This window comes from Metabacillus mangrovi, from assembly GCF_009711125.1.
In the GTDB taxonomy this organism is placed as follows: Bacteria; Bacillota; Bacilli; order Bacillales; family Bacillaceae; genus Metabacillus_B; species Metabacillus_B mangrovi.
Map to the genome: position 1 here is coordinate 1 of NZ_WMIB01000029.1, position 20582 is coordinate 20582.

The 20582-nt window shown below is 43.5% G+C and carries 20 protein-coding genes and 1 pseudogene; 12 read left to right on the forward strand and 9 right to left on the reverse strand.

From position 1 onward, the window contains the following. The 5 genes from GKZ89_RS21090 to GKZ89_RS18680 all read right to left on the reverse strand — a co-directional run. On the reverse strand, positions 1-197 hold a 197-nt coding region (locus tag GKZ89_RS21090; RefSeq protein ID WP_206672155.1), incomplete at its 3' end, for a hypothetical protein. 145 nt (positions 198-342) lie between these two features. Continuing rightward, positions 343-1149 carry a YusW family protein gene (locus GKZ89_RS18665; protein WP_155113917.1) on the reverse strand — a complete coding sequence of 269 codons (807 nt, stop codon included), beginning with the start codon at positions 1147-1149 and terminating at the stop codon, positions 343-345. A 69-nt stretch (positions 1150-1218) separates the two neighbouring features. Next, a complete protein-coding gene (locus GKZ89_RS18670) occupies positions 1219-2568 on the reverse strand; it encodes a UDP-glucose dehydrogenase family protein (protein ID WP_155113918.1) in 1350 nt (449 codons plus the stop codon). An 81-nt stretch (positions 2569-2649) separates the two neighbouring features. Continuing rightward, on the reverse strand, positions 2650-3543 hold the full coding sequence (gene galU / locus GKZ89_RS18675; protein ID WP_155113919.1) for a UTP--glucose-1-phosphate uridylyltransferase GalU: 894 nt from the start codon (positions 3541-3543) through the stop codon (positions 2650-2652). Between the two features lie 45 nt (positions 3544-3588). Continuing rightward, positions 3589-4944 (reverse strand): glycosyltransferase family 2 protein, encoded by a 1356-nt coding sequence (locus GKZ89_RS18680; protein ID WP_277753254.1) that lies wholly within the window; start codon positions 4942-4944, stop codon positions 3589-3591. A 711-nt stretch (positions 4945-5655) separates the two neighbouring features. On the opposite strand from GKZ89_RS18680, the gene GKZ89_RS18685 reads away from it, so the two are divergent. The 10 genes from GKZ89_RS18685 to GKZ89_RS18730 all read left to right on the forward strand — a co-directional run bounded on the left by GKZ89_RS18685 (position 5656) and on the right by GKZ89_RS18730 (position 14252). Further along, entirely contained in the window at positions 5656-6357 is a 702-nt protein-coding gene (locus GKZ89_RS18685; protein WP_155113920.1) for an ABC transporter ATP-binding protein, read from the forward strand. Next, positions 6354-8687, forward strand: coding sequence for an ABC transporter permease (locus GKZ89_RS18690; protein ID WP_155113921.1), 2334 nt, complete (start codon positions 6354-6356; stop codon positions 8685-8687). Before GKZ89_RS18685 ends, GKZ89_RS18690 begins: the two co-directional genes overlap by 4 nt. 149 nt (positions 8688-8836) lie before the next feature. Then, positions 8837-10003: an MGDG synthase family glycosyltransferase gene (locus GKZ89_RS18695; RefSeq protein WP_155113922.1), complete on the forward strand. Its 1167-nt coding sequence runs from the start codon at positions 8837-8839 to the stop codon at positions 10001-10003. A 400-nt stretch (positions 10004-10403) separates the two neighbouring features. After that, positions 10404-10856: a hypothetical protein gene (locus tag GKZ89_RS18700; RefSeq protein WP_155113923.1), complete on the forward strand. Its 453-nt coding sequence runs from the start codon at positions 10404-10406 to the stop codon at positions 10854-10856. Continuing rightward, positions 10853-11878 carry an alpha/beta fold hydrolase gene (locus tag GKZ89_RS18705; protein WP_155113924.1) on the forward strand — a complete coding sequence of 342 codons (1026 nt, stop codon included), beginning with the start codon at positions 10853-10855 and terminating at the stop codon, positions 11876-11878. Before GKZ89_RS18700 ends, GKZ89_RS18705 begins: the two co-directional genes overlap by 4 nt. A 21-nt stretch (positions 11879-11899) precedes the next feature. Next, on the forward strand, positions 11900-12076 hold the full coding sequence (locus tag GKZ89_RS18710) for a hypothetical protein (protein WP_155113925.1): 177 nt from the start codon (positions 11900-11902) through the stop codon (positions 12074-12076). A 67-nt stretch (positions 12077-12143) separates the two neighbouring features. Next, positions 12144-12743, forward strand: a complete 600-nt coding sequence (locus tag GKZ89_RS18715; RefSeq protein ID WP_155113926.1) for a DedA family protein — start codon at positions 12144-12146, stop codon at positions 12741-12743. A 170-nt stretch (positions 12744-12913) separates the two neighbouring features. Next, positions 12914-13747, forward strand: a complete 834-nt coding sequence (locus tag GKZ89_RS18720) for a type II toxin-antitoxin system SpoIISA family toxin (RefSeq protein ID WP_155113927.1) — start codon at positions 12914-12916, stop codon at positions 13745-13747. Between the two features lie 49 nt (positions 13748-13796). Further along, complete coding sequence (locus GKZ89_RS18725; RefSeq protein ID WP_155113928.1) at positions 13797-13988, forward strand: hypothetical protein; 192 nt, start codon at positions 13797-13799, stop codon at positions 13986-13988. A 102-nt stretch (positions 13989-14090) separates the two neighbouring features. Beyond that, on the forward strand, positions 14091-14252 hold the full coding sequence (locus tag GKZ89_RS18730) for a hypothetical protein (protein ID WP_155113929.1): 162 nt from the start codon (positions 14091-14093) through the stop codon (positions 14250-14252). Positions 14253-14367: 115 nt separating this feature from the next. On the opposite strand, the gene GKZ89_RS18735 is transcribed toward GKZ89_RS18730, so the two are convergent. Then, complete coding sequence (locus GKZ89_RS18735) at positions 14368-14886, reverse strand: dihydrofolate reductase family protein (protein WP_155113930.1); 519 nt, start codon at positions 14884-14886, stop codon at positions 14368-14370. A gap of 95 nt (positions 14887-14981) precedes the next feature. Between GKZ89_RS18735 and GKZ89_RS18740 the strand changes: the two genes are divergently transcribed. Continuing rightward, on the forward strand, positions 14982-15929 hold the full coding sequence (locus GKZ89_RS18740) for a helix-turn-helix transcriptional regulator (protein ID WP_155113931.1): 948 nt from the start codon (positions 14982-14984) through the stop codon (positions 15927-15929). A 464-nt stretch (positions 15930-16393) separates the two neighbouring features. Here the strand turns inward: GKZ89_RS18740 and GKZ89_RS18750 are convergent, their stop codons facing one another. The 3 genes and pseudogenes from GKZ89_RS18750 to GKZ89_RS18760 form a co-directional block, all read right to left on the reverse strand. Beyond that, on the reverse strand, positions 16394-17089 hold the full coding sequence (locus tag GKZ89_RS18750) for a hypothetical protein (protein WP_155113932.1): 696 nt from the start codon (positions 17087-17089) through the stop codon (positions 16394-16396). A 734-nt stretch (positions 17090-17823) separates the two neighbouring features. After that, on the reverse strand, positions 17824-18078 hold the full coding sequence (locus GKZ89_RS18755; protein ID WP_241680326.1) for a hypothetical protein: 255 nt from the start codon (positions 18076-18078) through the stop codon (positions 17824-17826). Between the two features lie 562 nt (positions 18079-18640). Continuing rightward, positions 18641-19045, reverse strand: a pseudogene (locus GKZ89_RS18760) (M24 family metallopeptidase); the annotation flags it as partial. Positions 19046-19197: 152 nt separating this feature from the next. On the opposite strand from GKZ89_RS18760, the gene GKZ89_RS18765 reads away from it, so the two are divergent. Next, positions 19198-20571, forward strand: coding sequence for a DUF2254 domain-containing protein (locus GKZ89_RS18765; RefSeq protein ID WP_155113934.1), 1374 nt, complete (start codon positions 19198-19200; stop codon positions 20569-20571). Positions 20572-20582: the final 11 nt, after the last annotated feature.

Below are 20582 nucleotides of genomic sequence, written 5' to 3' on the forward strand. Positions count from 1 at the left end.
GTCTCCACAGCTCTTATTTTCGGTTTTTCCCCTCCCGGGAGCCCGATTTTGTAAAAATAACGGCTGCTGAGACCGATACTGCTAAAAACCGCCCCTATTCTACAAAATAGCGGCCTCTGAGACCGAACACTGAAATTCCGGTCTCCAGAGACGCTATTTTCTCTATAAACTTTTTCTCCCTTTTCAGTCTCCAGCAACGCTATTACCTCCTAAAAATCCCCCAGCTTTCCCCCTACCTCCTGCCAGAACTACTCACACCAGCTGCATTCCCGCTCCCCAAATCTGCGATCCCCTTTAAAGAGCAAAAAACCGCCCCGGTTTGGATCCGGGGCGGCGGAGATTTTAGCGTTTGAAATCAATATTTGCTTTCGTGTTGTTTTCAAACGTAGTTTGCACTTCTACATCTGTGATGTCGGTTACTTTCATACCAAGTGTTTTGGAAAGCTGGTCGAGGTAGCTGTTCCATGTTGAATTTTTTGCAGGCATGATGCTGTCTTTGATGCGCAGGGCTTCAAGAAGAGCGTAGAAGCCTTTGTATGTTTTTTTGCCGGCAGCTGTTTTCTTTTCAATGCTTACTTTGATGTTGTCATCGTTTGCAAGGTAGCGTACGTGGTAGTAGTAGCCGTTTTTGTCTTCTACTTTCATGTACAGCTTGCTGATGTTGTATGCACTGACTACCGCTGATTTATCGCCTTTTTTGTAGGAGAAGTCAACTGTCGCCATGTTGTTGAAGCCGATTGCTGCTTTAGCGCGCTGAACATCCGATGGCTTTGCACCAAGAGCTTCAGATAAGCGGCTGATTACTTGTTCTTTCGTCATGTTCTTGGAAAGATCAAGGTTCTTTACGAATTCGATGACTTTTTTGTTTGCTTCTTCGCCTGTTACTTCAATTGTTTTATTGCCGGTTTCTTTTTGAATGGAAACCTTCACGATGCCTTTTTCATCTGTGTAGCTTACTTTGTACTTTTCGTTCTTAAGCTCCACTGTCCCTTTAAAGGTGTCCACTGTTTTCCACAAAGAATTGACGTCGATTTTCTTAACCTGCTCCACTGTTCCTTTTGGCACCGTGTACGCGGCTGCTGATGCTGCCGGTACCGCTGCGCTGACTGCGATGCTTGCGGCCAATACTGCTGTAGCAATTTTCTTCATTTTCTTTTGCACCCTCTCAAGTTTTTTAACCTGGATGCCGACCCCTTGATGTGTTTGCGGATTTATGGATTAAAAGGATACAGCAAGAACGGATTCCTGCTCTTTTTCTCCCGTAGGAACGACGGAGCTGCGGCCGATGGAGATGTATTCAACATGCAGCTTTTCCGCTTCTTCTGCTGTGTAGCAGTTGCGTCCGTCAAAAACAATCGGTTCTTCCATGAAGAGTCCGGACATAAGCAGTGCCTTTTCTGTAATTTCCTTCCAGTCTGTAAGGATGAATACAGCGTCTGCTTCTTTGATGGCATCTTCTATTTGCTCTGCATATTGAACTTCTTCTGGAAGAATCGATTTCGCATTTTCTGCTGCAATCGGATCATAGCCGACTACATGCGCGCCTTCGTCGATCAGCTGACGGGAAACCGCGATGGATGCCGCTTCACGCATATCATCTGTCTCAGGCTTGAAGGCAAGACCCAGCAGCGCAATGCGCTTTCCTTCAAGGGAACCAAGTCGTTCTTTTGCCTTTTTAACGAGCATCGTCTTTTGATTTTCGTTGATGGCAATGACGGATTTAAGAAGGTGAAAATCCATGCCGTGGTCCTGTGAGATTTTCACAAGGGCATGTGTATCCTTAGGGAAGCAAGAGCCACCGTAACCGATACCTGCATTCAGGAATTTTCCGCCGATCCGCCCATCCATTCCGATTCCCTGTGCCACTTCGCTTACATCAGCCCCAACCTTCTCGGAAAGATTGGCAACTTCATTGATGAAAGAGATTTTGGTAGCAAGGAACGCGTTGGCAGCGTACTTAATCATTTCGGCACTGCTAATGCTTGTTTTCAAAATAGGCAATCCAAATGGCTTGTTGATTTCTTCGATAATGTTCGCTGCTTCTGCATCATCCGCACCGATCACAATACGGTCTCCATTGAATGAATCGTAAACCGCTGATCCTTCGCGCAGGAATTCAGGGTTGGACACGGCTTCCACAAGGTAATTGTCCTGAAGATTAGCCATAACGAGCTCACGTACTTTGTAATTTGTTCCGAGGGGAACCGTGCTTTTCGTAACAACCGTTACGTCGCGTGTAATATTTTGGCCGATGTCTCTGGCAGCTTTGTAGATATAGGAAAGGTTGGCAGAACCGTCTTCCGATTGAGGAGTACCGACAGCAATATAGACAACATCCTTGTCTTTTAACCCGATGATGTGGCTGTCCGTAAATTTCAGGCGGCCCGCTTCAATGTTTTTAAGCATAAGCTCTTCAAGACCTGGTTCATAAATAGGGGAGATGCCTTTTTTCAGCATTTCAACTTTTTCACTGTTAATGTCAAGGCATGTTACATCATGACCGATTTCAGAAAGGCAGACCCCAGTAACAAGGCCTACGTATCCAGTACCGATAATCGCGATATTCATCATTATTCCTCCTCTTTTGCTTTACAGAAAGACGTGCTTGTCCCAGCTGCAAGCGGACAGCTGGGGACAAAGGACACGTGTTTACGATAGGATCATTTCTTTCTCTTTTACAAGGCTGCTTAGGTATTCTTGAACATCCTTGCCAAGGTCTTCCCTTTCAAGAGCGAAGTCAATGGTTGCTTTGACAAAGCCAAATTTATCACCGACATCATAGCGCTGTCCTGCAAAGTTGTAGGCAAGGACCGTTTGAGCTTCATTAAGAATCTTGATTGCATCCGTCAGCTGGATTTCATTTCCTGATCCAGGAGGAAGCGTCTCAAGTATGCTGAAGATTTCAGGCGTTAGTATGTAGCGGCCCATAATTGCATAATCGGACGGTGCGTCTTCCATAGATGGTTTTTCGACAACTGATGATAACGTAAGAACATTCTCTTCCAGTGTCTTATTCTCCAGCGGTGCGATGATTCCATATTTGGATACATCTTTGTGGTCCACTTCCTGTACACCAAGGACAGACGCCTCGTGCCGTTCATACACATCCATCAGCTGTTTGAGGCATGGAGTTTCAGATTTAACGATATCGTCGCCAAGCAAAACGGCAAAAGGTTCATTTCCGATAAAGCTCTCCGCACAATGGATGGCATGGCCAAGGCCGCGCGGCTCCTTTTGGCGCACATAGTGGATGTTCGCCATATTGGAGATGGATTGAATTTCCTCAAGCCTTTCAAACTTGCCTTTCTTGTAGAGCGTTTCCTCCAGCTCGTAGGATTTATCGAAATGATCCTCTATGGCCCGCTTACCGCGGCCGCTGATCACAAGGATGTCTTCAATTCCCGATTTAACGGCTTCCTCTACGATGTACTGAATTGTAGGCTTATCTACAATCGGCAGCATTTCTTTCGGCTGCGCCTTCGTTGCAGGAAGAAAACGGGTGCCTAAACCGGCTGCAGGAATAATCGCTTTACGTACTTTCATTAAAACCTCTCCATTCACGTAATATTTCTCTCTAAATCCTTCTGATTAGCCGCGAGTACCCCAAGCTGTAGAGCGGATTGTCAGAAGCGCCCAGAAGCGAAGCGGGCAAAGAAGGATCAGGAACAGCAAACCGTATAATGGCGCGAGCAAAAAGGTAAACGGCCTTTTGTAGGCATAAAAAACGTTACGTGCGTATGCCGATATTATTACGTAAGCCAAGTAGTAGATGAGCAAAATCCAGCCCATTGTTGTCGTCGTAAAGTAGATGGCAAGAATGAGTGAGATACCAAATGCAATCCATAGGAACATTTCAAGCATGACCCAAACGAAGACGTTCGGCTTCGTAAAACCAATTTTCATCGCAATAAGACTCTCGCGGAAAAATGACTTATTCCAGCGTGATTGCTGCTTTAACAATGTACGCAAAGAGGTTGGAGCATCTGTAATACAGCGTGCAGTCGATTGATAAAGCGTTTTTCCTTCACGAATCGCATAGTTTGTCAGACAGCGGTCATCTCCAAGCTGCACCTGCTGGCCAAGGAACATTTGGTTTCCATAATGATCCAGGTTTTTCATAACCACTTCGCGTCTATACGCACTTAGTGGTCCGCTGCATACCAGCACATTGTTTGTAACAGAGTGAGCAGCACGCTCTACACGGAATGCATTGTCGTAGCGCATATCAATTAGGCGGGTTAAAACGTTATCAGTGCGGTTTCGGATATTTACATGACCGGTAGTAGCAGATACTTCCGGATTGTTAAAAGGTTTAAGCAATTCGCGGACTGCATTTGGGAATACAGTGCAGTCTGAATCAACTGTTATAAATACATCTCCAGTTGCTTTTTCGAACGCCCAGATCTGCGCATGGCGTTTCCCTTTATTTTTAGGAAGGCGATGAACAATCAGATTTGGCATTTTATAGTTGCCTTGAGCGAGCTCAGCGGCTGTTTCACCAATACCTGACATAAGGTTTTCTTTAAGTTTTAAAGTCGCCTCATAACCAGAAGTATCCTTGCTTCCATCATCAATGAGGAAAATTTCATGAATTGGATAATCCTGCTTTAGAATACTTTCGATGGTGCCAAGCACAGATTCTGGTGCTTCATTATAAGAAGGAATAACGACTGAGACCTTTAAATCCGGCGGATCCATCATGACTTCCTGATATTTGAAGGAAAGAAGCATTTTCCCTAATAGGTAGGCAATCATAACAGAACCATAAAGACCAATGGTTAAATTTAATTTGTCTGATGCAGTCCAGTTCACAAAGAAAAGAGCTGCAACGGTGATCACGAATAAAGAAATAACGAAGGTTTTCTCCTTCATTGATAATTTCTTCTGCGTGTTCATTTCCTGCGATTGTTTAAGCGCAGACAGATCCTGTTCAACTTTAGCCATACTCGTTCTCCTCTCAAATTGATTTTGGCTCCTTCCCGTCTGCCTGGCAGCATCCGCTCCGGAACTTTCATCCTGTTCAGAGTAAGAAATTTTCTGACACCATACAATCTGCCGTTATGCCCGTGACAAAATTCATCCCTATTTGCAAAAAACTGTGAGAATCCCAATGTCCAAAGGGATGTAAGCGCTACCTGTTATTTATTTGCCGCGGCTTCACATTGTAATATTTTTGTAACAATAAAAACCCCTGGTAACAGTGGGTTCGTTAAAAGCTGTATTTTACTTGCATGATTAAACATCTATTCGCTAGAAATCTTTGTAATATATTTGTAATAAAAAATCGGTTTAAAATTCAGCTTTTTTTGATATTTGGCAGCCTTCTCTTAAATCCCGCGAAAATTGGAGAATTGTTAAGAAAAATGAGGAAACAGTTCTAAAAAAATCAATCAATTTCGACACAGTTCGACATATATCAACAATGATAATGAGAAGGATTTCATATATCGTATGTCCCTTCCACCTATTAATTCCCAAAAAGTCCGGTTATTCACGCCGGCTGTCTGTGAAGATATGCGTATACCTGTTCATCGATTCTTTTTATGGGGGTTTGACCGTGTTTGCCAATCTGAGAGGGTCATGATATTTAATGGTATGGAGACTGTCCGTTTTTAGCGGGCAGTGGGGAATTCTGGCAGTCAGCGAGGTGGATCCATGATCAAAACGGAGAACATCGAGAAGTATTTCACAAATGGGAATGAATGGAATCATGTAGTAAAAAATATCAGCCTTGCCATCCCTCTTACCAGCTTTACGGCAATAACAGGTAAATCCGGAAGCGGCAAGTCAACTCTCTTAAATTTGCTGTGCGGGATTGATCAGCCTTTCAAGGGAAGGATTCATATAAACGGAAACGACATTACGTCTTTTTCAAAGCGGAAGCTTACAAAGTGGAGAAACGCAGAGATTGGCATCGTCTTTCAATCCTTTCATCTGCTCCCGAGTTTGACCCTTATAGAAAACGTCATGCTCCCGATGGAGTTCTCTTCTAATAAGAAGAACAAAAAAAGCCGAGCAGCCGGACTTCTTCAAAAAGTTGGCCTGGAAAACAAAGCGAATATGTTTCCTGATTATGTTTCCGGCGGGGAAAAGCAGCGGGCAGCGATTGCACGCGCCCTGGCAAATGACCCGCCTGTCCTTTTCGCAGATGAACCGACCGGAAACTTGGATACAGAAAATGCTGCACATATCATGGAACTGTTTCTCGCTCTGAAGAATGAAAACAAAACCATTGTAATGGTCACACATGATCTGGAGCTGGCAGGCAAAACAGACAAAATCATACACATGAAAGACGGCCAGATCATAGAAGGGCCGGCAGCCGCGCCCCGGGCTAGAGGAGCGGGCTTCATATGATGCCTTTATTCACAGCAAAGCCGATTCGCGATTTAAAGAGGCAGAAGGCAAAAACGCTATTTATCCTATTATCTATTATTATCAGTCTCTCCATCGCTGGCATTCTATTGCATACAAAGCTGCAATTCGAGGCATCGACTCAAGCCAGCAAAGAAAAAGCGAACGTTCCCGATGCATCCCTGTATACAAATCCGTTCAAGAAGCTCCCTGAAAAGCTTTCGAAACTGGATGGAATTGAGGAGGCCGAAGCACGAATTTCATTGCGGGCAAGGGCTGATACAGGAGATGGGTATAAAAACATTGAAATAACCGGCCTTCCTGAGAGGGATAAACGGCAGATCAGCAAAATCGAACTGAACTCTGCGAAAGCAAATCAGGCTTCCGTCTATGTCGAAGCTTCCACAATGAAACACTTCGGTTGGAAAGCTTTACAGGATGCTGAAATTTTGATTCCGGGCAAAGACCCGAAACGGCTGAATCTCACCGGAACAGCCAATGATCCATCAAGAATTCCGGCAGCGTACAGCGGAACCGGATATCTCTATATGACACCACCGGCTTTAAAAAAACTTGGCGTGTCCAACTCCTACACCCAGATCCAGCTTGTATTCACCGATGGCATAAGCAGCAAAAAGAGAGAGCAGATCATTTCTTCTGTCCATAACGTACTGGAAGAAGCCAACATTACTTCCTACCGTACAGAGCTCGCTGAAGAAACCTTCTATATTCGTAATACGCTTGTGTCCTCTATCTTGACTGTACTGATCTGGTTTGGCCTTTTTTCCATGATTCTCGGATTTGTGCTCATTAGCCATTTATTCGGGCGGATTATAGCAGAGCATGTTAAAGAACTGGGTATCCAAAGAGTGCTAGGAGCTCCTGTCTCCTTTATATGGAAACAGTATTTCTTTTATCTTAGTCTGATCGGCTTCATTTGTTTTTTGTGCTCTGCAGCAGCAGCCTATTACGGCAGCCAAGCTGCGGTCAGATACCTGTCTGAAGAATTGAATATCGCATACAGCAGCGAAGTGGATTGGAGAGCCGCAGTTGTCTTGCTCCTCCTCTCATTTACAATTCCGTATCTCGGAGCTTTTCTGCCAATACGAAGGGTTCTGCGTAAGCCGCTGACCGACTCGCTAAGGAACGTTCCCCACTCTTTTCCTTCCAAAAAGATGAGAAGCAGTTCCGGGAACCTCCTTCTTGGCACAGTGTCCAGACGGCATGCTTTTGCAAAAAAAGGACAAATGCTCTCCAATATTTTAATGCTGTCCTTTGGGGGCGCCATCATCATATCCTGTTTGGGACTGCAGCAAACCTTAACAAACCAGCTGAATGAAATGAACAGCTTTTGGAATTACGATCAGGAATGGTCCGTACAGTCAAACCTGAAAAACTCAGAAATGACTGCACTTTTTACAGAAAACAGCGGGGTCCGCGAGGCAGAGGGATGGACTGTCCGGAACACAGAAATCACTCCATCAGGCGGTTCAAAGCAGAACGCACTTCTTACCTCCCTTCCTGCTGCATCAAATCTGATCAGACCTGATGTCAAGGAAGGAAACTGGCTGCAGAAAGGGAAGCAGCCCTCCGTTGTGATTAATGAAGACTTGCGGACTCTTCTTCAATCTCCATCCATCGGTGACAAGGTTACGCTAAAAATCGGCCGGGAGGAAAAAACGTTTACGATTCAAGGCATCATCGGAAGCCAATTTAAAGGTCCAGGCCTTTATATAACTAAGGAAGTATATGAATCATGGCTCGAGAATCCCTCCATTAACCGCATGGCTGTTAAACTGAAAGACACTGCGGACGAAAAGGAAACGGCCACTCAGCTTGAAAAGAAGCTGACTGAAAGAGGAACGGCTGTTGAAGGCTCTGAGACGATCAAGTCTATGCAGGAGCGTCCGAAGCTGATCATCGGACTTATTGTATATTCCATTCTGGCTGCCGGTGTTCTCTTTACTTTCCTTGGAATCATGAATCTAATGACTGCTTCAAGCATGAACGTATATGAAAGACAAAAAGAAATTGGCATTCTGAGGGCGATTGGAGGCCGTTCCGGAAAAGTATTCGGGATGTTTGCAGGGGAAAGCCTGATCGCTTCCATAATCAGCTGGGTGCTGGCATCTGCCATTTCGATTCCACTGGATACCCTTCTGGCAAAGGAGATTGGAAAATCATTGCTCGGTACCCCTCTTCCATCCGGTTCTTCGCTGGAAAGTATGCTGATGTGGCTTGCGGCTTCCATCCTTATCGGCCTGCTGTCTTCTGCCTTTCCAGTTTGGAAATCCCTTTCTAAACCGGTGCCTGGACTGCTGGCGGATCAATAGGATGCTCTGCTGAATGACGCCGCTTAGTATGTTCAGCCTCATCCTTGCAGGATTTTGCCCGTCCCTTTGCCCTCAGCCGGGAGACTCACGACTTTCGCTCCAATGAACAGGTAAAAAAAAATGCACGTTTAAAAAGAGGAGGAAAGAAAATGAAGAGGATTTTAATTCTGCCCTTATTTAAGATGGAATCGGGCCATCATAAGAGTGCAAACGCACTTGCTGAGGCATTTCAAAAGCACGACCCGGAGATTATTTGCGAAAAAGCGGATTTTCTGAGTTTTATTAATGGGGGTCTTGAAAAATTCGTTTCCAGTCTGTATTTAACTTGGATCAAGAAATTCCCGAATGCGTACAGCACTTTCTATCACCTTTTTTTCAGCAAAAAATCCACTGTGCTTCAATCCGCGTATGAAGCGGTCTTTCTGGAAAAGATGGAGCAGCTGATCGAAATGAAACAGCCTGATCTCATTGTATGCACGCACAGTTTCCCCTCCTTTTTTGTGGACAAGCTGAAAAGCTACGGCGTCTGCAAAGTGCCCGTCATTAACTTATATACCGATTTCTTTGTGAACGGGCTTTGGGGGAAAGATCAGGTCGATCTGCATTGTGTCCCATCAATGAAAGTAAAAAATGATTTGATGTCTATGGGGATTTTGGAGGAGCGGATTGTGGTCTCCGGAATTTTAGCCAACGACCGTTTCAGTAAAAGAAAAGCACCAAGGCAGAGTGATGATAAATTGCATGTGCTTTTGGCAGGCGGCAGCCTTGGTCTCGGCAAAAACCTGTCTAAGCTGGTAAATCTTACAGACAGCGGACTTGCTGAATATAAGATCCTTTGCGGCTCCAACCTTCAGCTGCTGGAGAAAGTCAATTCGCTCAATCTGCCTCATGTGACTGCGCTTCCGTATATTTCATCTGCCGAACAAATGAATCTGTTATACGGATGGGCTGATGCCATCGTGACCAAGCCGGGAGGAGCGACCATAAGTGAAGCGATCCGGAAAAAGCTTCTGATCTTTATTCATTCTGTACTGCCCGGCCAGGAAGAAATCAACCTGGACTACTTGACCGAAAAAGGACTCGCTGAAAAGGTAAGCATGGATCACTCTTTCGAAGAACAGCTGCTTTCTCTTGTCAGTGATCCGAGCAAACTGTTCGCCATTAACAAGGCCCGTCATCAGTATATGAATGAACTTGATGTCAGAACATGCTCAGAGCTTATACGGTTTATTGAAGCTAAACTGTTTGCCGGCAGAACATCTATTAAAGACCGTTACATCAACGAGCTTTTCTCAAAGCTGTACCGCAGCCTTTAAGCCTTTGTTTTCCGGTTTTTGTATATATGATAGTAAATAAACGTGCAGCCTACTGCCAGAACTCCAATATGTGCCCACATAAAGGCTGCGCGGAATGCTTCCATGAATGACATTATTCCCATCTCCTCTATCTTTTTTCTGAAACAACTGTGACTTTTATATCGGTATGCAGTCTCTATTGTTTATCTCTAACTCTCTAAATAGTACAAATTACCCACAACTTATTTCGTGATCTCTCCCTGAGCAGACGTCTACAGGCTTATCCATCATTTTAATCACATTTATACGAACGATACTTATAATGTAATGTGATGGTTCCATAGAGTACTTGCCGGTGCTGCCCTGCAGCCAGGTTATCTATGATACAAGCCCTTAAAAAAATGATGGAAAGGAACATTTTATGTCTGATCTAACTCCGCAGCAAGCACTCGCATTAGTAAAGCAGAAAGGCACTGAGCTTGAAAGAAACATGAATGACCTCATTCAAACCCAGCTGAACAGAGAGGAGCTGCTGGACGCAGCAAACCTTGCAGCACCTCTGATTAAAAGAATTTTCGAAGATGGACAGGAATTCTCTGAGTTTCTTTCTGTACCTCTTAATTTCCCTACTAAAAGAGATGTGGCCAATCTTGCCCAGCTTGTCATTCAGCTTGAAGAAAAGCTCGATATGATTGAAAACTACCTTTATTACCTGACAAATCAGGAATCGTATCCTTCTTCCATCCCTATCCCCGTGCTCCCCTCGTCTCCTGTAAACGCCGTTTCGAAAGAAAGACTTTCCCAGCGGGAGCAGTTAAAAGCGGAACTCCGCTTGCAGATGAATTCTTTTTCGATGAGTGATCGGCTGCAATGATTCCATTTGCTGAAATGTATGAGCAAGTTCGGAAATCCGCTCTTCTTCTAGCCACTCCGGAACCTGCAACAGGTCTGACACCTAGGACGGCAGTCTGGAGAAAAAACAAGGCAGTTCTGTGGCATTACCCTGCGGCAGAAAAGAAATACGAAGTCCCTCTCTTTCTCGTTTATTCACTAGTCAATCAGGCATTTATTCTGGATTTGGCGCCAGGCTACAGTATGATCGAAGCTTTTACAAAGGAAGGCTATGATGTCTATTTGCTGGATTTTGGCATTCCGGGTTATGAAGATAAAGACATTACAGTGGATGATTATGTTCTGAATTACATTCAGGAGGCTGGAAGACGCACTTTAAGACATGCCAAAGCGAATGAACTGACTGTGATTGGCTATTGCCTTGGCGGAACCATTGCGGCCATCTATGCTGCCGTAACAGAGGATCCGATCCGCAACGTCATTATGAATGTCGCTCCCATTGATTTTCAGCAATATAAAGGGTTTGATAAGCTGACGGCTGCCATGAGAGATGGAAAAGCGGACTTGGATCCTATATTCGACGCTCTTGGCATCATTCCTGCCCCCTTTATTAAAGCCGGTCTCCGGATGGTCAGCTATCCTGTTTACTACAGTCCTTATCTTTCCCTGATCAACCGCATCGATAATCAGGAATACACCGATTACTGGAGACGATTCAATAAGTGGACACAGGGACATGTGCCATTTTCAGGCGCAGCCTTAAAGCAGCTCGTGCAGGACTTTGGAAGGGATAACAAATTTGTAAAAGGCACACTGGAGATCGGCGGAAGAAGGGCAAGCCTTTCTAATATTGACAGCAGCCTTCTCGTCATCTGTGCAGAAAATGACAAGCTCGTTCCCATGGAGCTCAGCACAGCCATTCTGGATTTGTCTTCGAGTACAGATAAAACGCTCGAGATTCTCAGCGGAGGCCATGCCACCTTTAACGCCAAAGACGGACTTCCAGGTTACTTGAGTGAATGGCTCAAAGCACGTTCAAAATGATATATAGAGAGGAGGATTCTTTTGTACCTGCTTGGATTATCAAAAGATAAGAAAAAACCATTAGTGTCCGGAATGGCTGCTGGTGTCTACCGCCATTTCAGAGATTATGATTTTGACCCAAGGCTGTTCTCCGATTTAAACGAATCTTCCTATTACAGCCGCATTGCCCATTTCCCCGGCTATTTGCCTGCAGAATGATTTACCAGTTTGGAGCGGGTTAAAAAGAGGTATGGAACAGTAACCTTTATGTTTGAAAGGAGCTTCCATGCTGGAGTTTATCATCAATGTCTTAAAATCATTCGGGATCTGGGGACTTCTCGGCGGCATTGCCATTGAAGCATCTTCCGTTCCGTTTCCAGGCTCGCTCCTTGCGCTTGCATATGGATATATATTGAACGCAACGATTTGGGAAATGACCTGGATTGCTGCTCTTGCAAGCCTCGTATATACAATCTTCACCCTGATTCCTTATTGGATCGGGTTTAAGCTGGAACATAAAATGAAAAAGAAATTCAACAAAAAGAAGAAAGCAATAGAGAGAACACAGCGATGGTTTAAAAAATGCGGAATCTGGAGCATCGCCATTTCCCGTCCTTTCGGTGTCGGAAACTACATTTCCTATGTGTCCGGACTGTCCAAAGTAAAACTGGCACCTTTCCTGATCTTGACCTTCATCGGAGTTTTCCCATTAAATTTGGTCATGCTCTGGCTCGGCTCCAACGGAAACCTCAGTTCCGTTCAGAACTTTATGTCTGGTATGCAGTCCATCCTGCTGATCCTGATCGGCGCAGCAATCGCAGGATATCTTATCTTCCGCTACTTCATCAGGAAGAAAAACTGTGAAAGTGAGTCCGCATCATCGTAAATCTTCCAGTCTATTAACCCGGATTGCCTGAGTGCAGTCCGGGTTTTTATTTTAGCGGGAGTCTGAATTCACAAGGCAGGCTTCAATAATCCGCTGACAAACTTCTCCTCTTCCTTCCCTAAAAATGCTAAAATATAGAAAATACAGACCGAATCAGAGGGAGCGATGGAGTGAGCCTTTACTATTGGATTTCGTTTACAGCCGTCCTGCTTTTTGTCGTATGGAGCCTTTTTTATTTTTGGCGCAATACGGATAAATACGTGGAAAATCTTCAATTCATTCGCAAGACCTTTTATGTGTTCTTTGTGCTGATGATGGGCTGCGGCATTCTTTTTAAACAGCTGGACCTTCAAAACTGGCCGCTTATTTTAGAGCTGGCCGCCCTGTTTGTATTCATTGATTTGGCCGTTTTTCAGACCCCGGATATTTTAAAGATCTGGAATACTGAATTTCAGCACAGCAGCTATATTCGGAAAACGATAAAAAAGAATGAAGAAGTCCTGGGCTATAATGCGATCAAAGTCCAAAATTTCACAGAGGTTATCTCAAAATCTCCTGATCATTTCAGCGGCATCCCCACTCCTGCCGGCTGGAGCCAATACCGGAATGAATTGAAGAAATACCTTGAACTGTATGCGGAAACCTTTCAATTCCATATTTCCATTTTTCCATTCGATATTGACAATGATTCTTATCAGCTAAAACAAAATCTTACCGGAGCTTTCAGCAGGCTGGAGATGTTCCATAACAAAGCCATTCAGGACGCCGGGTGGCGGGATAGATTGATCGAGAAGCTGCTGGAAGGAAGAAGCATAGAATTAAAAGACAAACAAGAAGAAGAAGAAAGCAGCGACATGAAGAAAAAGGCTTTTATCGTGGCCTATTACGGGGAAAGCTATAATATGCTGATTGGCATCAGCTCACACTTTGTGGACGTAGACGGCATAGACGCGTCTCACATCCTGAATATGGCACAAATTTTTGACTGGTTTATGGTTGAGTAGCATTCTGTAGTATACTATACATATAGAATCCAAAGAGGAGGAATGGATCATGTCCAATCTAAATGAACTGTCTCTGTCTTCTGATGAGATTCAGCCGGCACCTAAAGCAGCACTTCAAAAAAAGCGCAAAGCATCTAAAAATCCAAACAGGCGCAAAATGAGCGTCCCTGTTTCAGAAACCTTCCATTCGGTTCATGATATGAATAAACGGGCACTGGAAATTATCGCAAAAAGAGTATAGCCAAACACAGGGCGATTGTACCCTGTGTCTTTTTTTTGGCGTCATAATCCAATCCCCCTCTGGATATGCTGATTAATAATGCAGGATAGAGGAGGAGGACCAATGGCTCTTTCCAAAAACAAACCGGTCAGGAACCCCAACAGGCGCCCCATGTGTGTTGAAGATATGGGCTTCGCTGTATCAGCGGATAATAAAAGGGTTTTGAAAATGCTTGAAGAGCTCGAGCGGAAAGAAAAAGGGCCGAACAAAAGGCCATCGTCCTAATCCAGCCCGGTATTTTAGCAATTGAAACCGGTCAGAGCATCAATGAATGGAAAGAAGAGACAGGGAAAAGCCTGTACCTGTAGCTCACACCAGCCCCTTTCCAATCCCTTCTTAACTATTTCTTTTCGTAGGAAAGCACGACAATCTGTTTATAGGTCTGAACTTTTTCAAGACGGAGTGCCTGCTCGGAAAACCCGCTTTGGAAAAGCGGAATTCCTTTACCGAGCAGTACTGGAATGACCGCAATCATGAAACTGTCTACCAGTTCCTCCTTCATGAAATGATGAATCAGTTCTCCGCCGCCGGCAATCCATAAATCCTTTCCCGGTTTTGCCTTCAGTTTCCGGATCAGGCTGTCCGGACTCCCCGTAACGAACTGAACATTTTCGTCCCTTCCTGTCCTCTCGCTTGAAAACACATAGCAATCCTGTTCCTGATAAGGAAATTCCATCTGAAACCCAAGGATCTGTTCATAGGTTTTTCTCCCCATCACAACTGTATCAACAGATTTGATAAAATCTCCGTAGCCGTTATCCCCCTCTCCTTCCGCTGCTTCCAGCCAGTCGATGTCTCCATTTTCCCGTGCAATATAGCCATCAAGGCTCATCGCAATATATAAAATGGTTTTCTTCATTTTTATTCCTCCCTGTATGCTGTTCCTCTTCATGTTACCTTTAAAATACGACATACTATGTCATAGATAAACAAAATCATGATTGAGGGGTTCCGATGAACAAGCCAAAGCGCCTTTTTGATTTGCTTAAATATATCAATGGAAAAGGTTCGTTTACTGCAAAGGAATGTGCGGAGGAATTCGGAGTATCGATCCGGACCATTCAGCGCGATCTGGACGAATTAAGCTCGTGGGGAGTGCCGTTTTATTCTGAACAGGGCCGTTCAGGCGGTTATCGAATGCTGAACAAAAATCTTCTTCCTCCCCTGCTGTTTACAGCAGATGAGGCTGTTTCGATTTATTTTGCCTATAAATCCCTTTCTTACTACCGCTCCCTCCCCTTTCAAGTCAATATAGACTCCGCGCTGGAGAAGTTTTATGCCAACCTCCCGTCTCACAGCCGGGACAAGCTGAACAGGCTAGTCAACACCATTGCCTTTTGGTCTCCTGATTATGAACAGGTGAATGCGCCTCTGCTTGAAGATATTATTGAAGCAGCCATCGCCAAAACGGAAACCGAGCTCCTGTATGAGTCCGCCCACGGACCGCGCACCCATCTTGCAGTGCCCCTTGGCGTTTATTCACAGTCAGGCCTATGGTATGCTCCCGCTTATCTTCCTGAAAAGGATCAAATTGCGTTATTCCGTGCAGACCGGATCCTCCGTCTTACTCATTCGGATAGGAAGGTACCTGCGGATGTCGTCCTCCCTTCGCTGCTTGAGTGGCTGGAAAAAGATAACGACAACTCAGATGGCTGCCATTTTGAAGTCCGGTTGACGAAAGCAGGAGTAAGGCTGGCTAAAAGCCATTCTGTTTTCCAGAAGGGTTTGGAGAAAGAAAGCGACGGTACGGGGTGGATCAGAGGGAAGATCCCACATGGAGAAATCAGCTATACCTCCTCACTCCTTCTTGCACTCGGCCCTGAGGCCGAAGTGCTGCATCCTGAAGAATTAAAGGAAAAAATGAAAGAGCATGCAAAAAGAATGTACCTCCTTTACCATTAAAAAAGACAGAGCCACGAGGGTTCTGTCTTTCCTGTTTACTGCTGTGTCATAATCAGCGGGCCGTCTGCTGTAATGGCAATGGTGTGCTCAAACTGGGCACTTCGCTTCCCATCCACTGTTCTCGCCGTCCAGCCATTTTGCCCTTTTTTCGACAAACCTCTACTGCTTTTTGCATTTGTCGTTGTCCGGACTAAGCTTTCTTTACTTATAATTTTTATCGTTTGCTTCTCTCTAAAAATCCCCAGATGATAAATACCAATCCTATAAATAATGAAATAATACTTAATACCAGTAAGGAATTAGGAACATTCTTAAGCGAAACACTAAACTCTTCCAATGACCAAACTCTACTATTTGAAAGTCCAATGGAAGCACATATATATCTAGTCGAAAAAAAGATTGCAGATATTAATAAAAAAGCGGAACCGTAAGTGCTTTTAGCCATAAAAATTATCTCTTTTCCATTAGAATTTAACGACTCTATATTGGCGTTCGACCCATTTATAAGGGTAAACATATTGTGTACCATAAGTTTCTTTTACACGATGGTCATATTTTCGAACTTGTTTCACCTTATACTTTTTGTATACTTGTCTATATTCTAAACGATATCTGCCTTCAGGATATTCCCTAGATATAAAGCCTACAGCTACTGACCAAGAATCTGTAACATCAAATCCAATAACACTTTCCAGTTTTCCTAGTGGTACTTTAAGGGTGCCGGAATATTTATTAGCAACTGTTTTAGTATGAGTTGCATTCAATCTTCCTCCGCTCACAGTAGAAGCTCCGGCAAATTTCCACTTGCCATAGGAAAGACCTTTATATGTTTTAGAGACGGCATACCACCTTTTATATCTTTCATCTTGAGTGTATGGGTTACCTATTACAAATGGTTCTGGATATATTCTATCCAGATCCACAGGAATCTCTCTATCTATAATTTCGTTATTGGGAAAGTGATTCATAAAACTTTCAACAACTTCTTCATCTTTTGTTAGTCCCGCATGTACATCTGGATCAGATTCATCGTCTTCAAATTCAGTATTGAGAACAAAATCTGATTCAATTGCAGAGGATTTTGTAGGACTAATCATGAATAAGGAAAAAATTAATAATACAAAACCCAACGCATAAAACAACTTACTGGTATTCTTCATTTTCCCTCCACCTTTTCAACATTTTAGAAAATATTAACAGTTATAACTTCATAATATTTATAAAATTATAAAAAGTAAAGATTTTTATTCTGTATATTTCTGATTTTAATTGCCACATGCGCAGCAGCTGTACATCTGATTAACCAGCCTTAATCTGTTCTGCCAATTCGCAAAAAGACGCAGCCAGCCGAATCGTCATGTCATATAGCTCTTCATTAGACTGTTTAAATAGGTCGTTGCTCTGAAAAGTTCCCATAAACTCTCCCAGAAAATCTTGGGGATGAAGATTAACGATACCCTCTCTCTTCAACTTGACGATGCCTTTCTGTAAGCACAGCCTGGTTTACATCTTCCATCAATTTAATTAGTCTTTCTTTTTGATTGCTCATGACTTCTCCCTCCGTCTAGTTTTGAGGTAAGAGCACAACGGTGTCTTTTTCTAAGGACACAATCTTAACTCTTCCATAGTTGATGACACATTTGAAAAGATATGGAATATCTATTTCATGATTTTGCTCAAGTAGGTCTTCTTCAATCATTCCAACTTTTCAATAATAACAAGGACATGCTGTGTTCATGGCTTTATTTCCAATAAAATTTTTGGCCGTATACATTGTTTCACCTTCTTGTTTAAAATGCTTGGACTGACTTAACCCTTTGGTTTTATTCGTCAAGAAAAATATTCCTCTGGAAATAAAATAAGCAACGGAAGCTGTTCCCGCTGCTTTCATTGCTTATTGATATTCGAAAAACTGCTTCATTTCTTTCTTGCTAAGACTTTCAGGGTCTCTTCCGTGCTTTTTGCACCATTTAAACATTTTAGGAACATTGATGATTGGGTCGCTTGGGTTAGGGGGAATAGCGTAATCTCCGTCTGGAAACCCCGCCTCAAAGTCTTCCGTCTCTTTTCTAAGTCTGGACTTGTCCACCATTCTCAACCTTTTTTTTGTTGGAATCGGAACAAACGTAGTATTTGGATTTACATCCATTTTATCCCTTTGAAGTATGTTACAGAAAGGATTAACTGCACCCATCTCTTTATAGAAATTTCAGTTTTCTGTTTTTGATATTAGGTCTACATAACCTTCTAAACCTTTTTTCGATACTGTACTGGCAAGCAAAAGCCGTCAGGACCTTGCCTTTCCTATATATTTTCTGCCTTCTATAAGTATTTCCTTTTTTCTGGACTTATTATTAGGTGCGGATTTAATATTGTAGACCCGGACATTTCCATCCCCTCCGGAATTGACCATGCATTTTAAAGCGATTAATCCCTGTACAGGTGCATCAGAATCCAGATCAGTAACCATGCCGTATATTTCAAGCGCTTGCTCTTGCTTATCTTTTATGATTTCTCCCCAATTGAAAGACCAGCCATTACGTTTGTCATAGCAATATTCTTTTATCTCTTCTAAATGGACTGGACGAAATTAATATTGCGGTTCACTTTCTGTCTTTTAATGAATGAGCATAATCAATCTCTTCCTCTGTTTAATTGTAACAAAAAACGCCTCCTTTACGGAGCCGCTGCTTGGGTTTTTATTTGTATAATTCAATTCCTTTATACAAAGACTCTTTTGTCACCTGCATCAGCTTTTCCGAATCTTCATCAAGCTTGCCTGCAGCATAAGTCCAGGCGGAATCTGCCAGCCCTCCGTTCAGATTGACCACCATGTCAATGGTTACAAGATCTCCGTCTTTCAGTTCTTTCGTTGAGGGAAATCCATGGCAGATTTCATCATTAACGGAAGCGCAGGTTGCATAAGGATAACCTCTGTATCCTTTTTGCTCAGGCACTGCCCCGTGTTCTTTCAAAAATGCTTCAGCGAATGCATCAATCTCCACGGTCGTGATCCCCGGTCTGATCATCCCGGCAATTTCCTTATGGCACTGTGCAAGCAGCCTTCCGGCTTCAAGCATTAGTTCAATTTCCCGTTTGCTTTTTAATTGAATCATGTTCATTCTCCTTGCCGTTCATCATTACCTTAGTAACGATACCATATTGCAGTCAGCCAGAGCGAACTTCATGCCCTCCTTCAAATTGCCAGTTTTAGGAGCCATGCTGCCGGGAAACGATTAGGGAAATAAATCGTAAGGAGACGTTTGAAATGTCCATCTTTTCAAAATGGTCTCTTCAGCTGAAGAGCCTGACAAAACGCCAGTTTATTAATGAGCTCCGTTCACAGATCTGGTTTGCCCCGCTTATTTATTGTGTGTATGCAGCGGTACTTGCCGGAGCAACACTCTATCTGGACTTTTCCCAGCACGCCGGGGCAAGAGTGCCCGCTTTTCTGAGTGTCAGCTTTGAGCTGACCAATACATTGATCAGCACGATCGCACCAGCCGTCCTGACATTAACAACATTCACATTCAACCTTATTCTCGTTTCCTTCACTTCGATGGCCGGGCAATACTCACCGCGCATTTTAAAAAACTTTATCGCGTCAAAGGCTTCCCAGCGGATCCTTGGAATTTTCATCGGCAGCTTTCTTTATACAATGATTGTTTTTCTTGCTTCCTCAAGCAAGGATTCGATATCCTACTTCGCCATTCCATACACAGTAGCCTTCCTTGTATGCTTAAGCGCAGGAACATTTGTATACTTTATCAATCACGCCGTGAGATGGCTTCAGGTCAATCATATGGCTGAATCCATGAAAAAAGATTCCACGGCTACCATCTTAAATTCTCTGGAAACAGACTTGGAACCATACCGAACGATTGAAGCCATAAAGCTTGAGCAGCAAATACCGGAAGAAGATGGCTTCTGTCTGCACGCCGAAAAGTCAGGGTATATTCAAATCGTCAACTATGAGAAAATCCTGAAGCTTGCGTCAGAAAAAGAATTGATTGTCAGGATGGTTTACGATGTCGGGGAATTTATCTTAAAAGGAAACCCTTTATTCTGCTTATACCGGATAAAAGATAAAAGCATTAATGAGGAGGACTTTCATCATTGTGTTCTGATCGGCGAAGCAGAAACCGACGTGCAGGACATTCACTTTAACATCATGAAGTTTGTGGAAATGGCCATCCGTTCTCTCGGAAATGACGATATTAAAACCGCTACAATCGCGATTCATCAGATTTCCGACTTACTGAGGACGATCTGCCGTGTCACTCAATTCTCCCCCTACCTTTCAGACGATGGGGAAAATTTGAGAGTGATCATGAAGCAGAGAAATTTCGAAGATTATTTATATGATTCTTATTCCGCTATCCGCCATTATTCAAGAGACAACATCACGATGACGATCGAAATTGTCAAAGCTTTACGGAATCTCGCTTCTTCCATTGAAGATTGCCACGAAACGAGCATATGGCATTTTGCTACCTTTATTGTGAAAGGATTCGAAGAGCGCTATCTCTTTGAAAGGGATGTTGAATATCTCCTCACCCCTCTCAAGCAGCTCTCAACGATTGCAGGAAAAGAAAAAGAATTTGCTGAAATCGAGCAGCGGATGGAACTATATGCCAGCTAATTTGAAACCTT

Coding starts and splice junctions, on each gene's coding strand:
- GKZ89_RS18665 (WP_155113917.1), bottom strand. CDS start 1,149: ATGAAGAAAATTGCTACAGCAGTATTGGCCGCAAGCATCGCAGTCAGC.
- GKZ89_RS18670 (WP_155113918.1), bottom strand. CDS start 2,568: ATGAATATCGCGATTATCGGTACTGGATACGTAGGCCTTGTTACTGGG.
- galU (WP_155113919.1), bottom strand. CDS start 3,543: ATGAAAGTACGTAAAGCGATTATTCCTGCAGCCGGTTTAGGCACCCGT.
- GKZ89_RS18680 (WP_277753254.1), bottom strand. CDS start 4,944: ATGGCTAAAGTTGAACAGGATCTGTCTGCGCTTAAACAATCGCAGGAA.
- GKZ89_RS18685 (WP_155113920.1), top strand. CDS start 5,656: ATGATCAAAACGGAGAACATCGAGAAGTATTTCACAAATGGGAATGAA.
- GKZ89_RS18690 (WP_155113921.1), top strand. CDS start 6,354: ATGATGCCTTTATTCACAGCAAAGCCGATTCGCGATTTAAAGAGGCAG.
- GKZ89_RS18695 (WP_155113922.1), top strand. CDS start 8,837: ATGAAGAGGATTTTAATTCTGCCCTTATTTAAGATGGAATCGGGCCAT.
- GKZ89_RS18700 (WP_155113923.1), top strand. CDS start 10,404: ATGTCTGATCTAACTCCGCAGCAAGCACTCGCATTAGTAAAGCAGAAA.
- GKZ89_RS18705 (WP_155113924.1), top strand. CDS start 10,853: ATGATTCCATTTGCTGAAATGTATGAGCAAGTTCGGAAATCCGCTCTT.
- GKZ89_RS18715 (WP_155113926.1), top strand. CDS start 12,144: ATGCTGGAGTTTATCATCAATGTCTTAAAATCATTCGGGATCTGGGGA.
- GKZ89_RS18725 (WP_155113928.1), top strand. CDS start 13,797: ATGTCCAATCTAAATGAACTGTCTCTGTCTTCTGATGAGATTCAGCCG.
- GKZ89_RS18730 (WP_155113929.1), top strand. CDS start 14,091: ATGGCTCTTTCCAAAAACAAACCGGTCAGGAACCCCAACAGGCGCCCC.
- GKZ89_RS18735 (WP_155113930.1), bottom strand. CDS start 14,886: ATGAAGAAAACCATTTTATATATTGCGATGAGCCTTGATGGCTATATT.
- GKZ89_RS18740 (WP_155113931.1), top strand. CDS start 14,982: ATGAACAAGCCAAAGCGCCTTTTTGATTTGCTTAAATATATCAATGGA.
- GKZ89_RS18750 (WP_155113932.1), bottom strand. CDS start 17,089: ATGAAGAATACCAGTAAGTTGTTTTATGCGTTGGGTTTTGTATTATTA.
- GKZ89_RS18755 (WP_241680326.1), bottom strand. CDS start 18,078: ATGGATGTAAATCCAAATACTACGTTTGTTCCGATTCCAACAAAAAAA.
- GKZ89_RS18765 (WP_155113934.1), top strand. CDS start 19,198: ATGTCCATCTTTTCAAAATGGTCTCTTCAGCTGAAGAGCCTGACAAAA.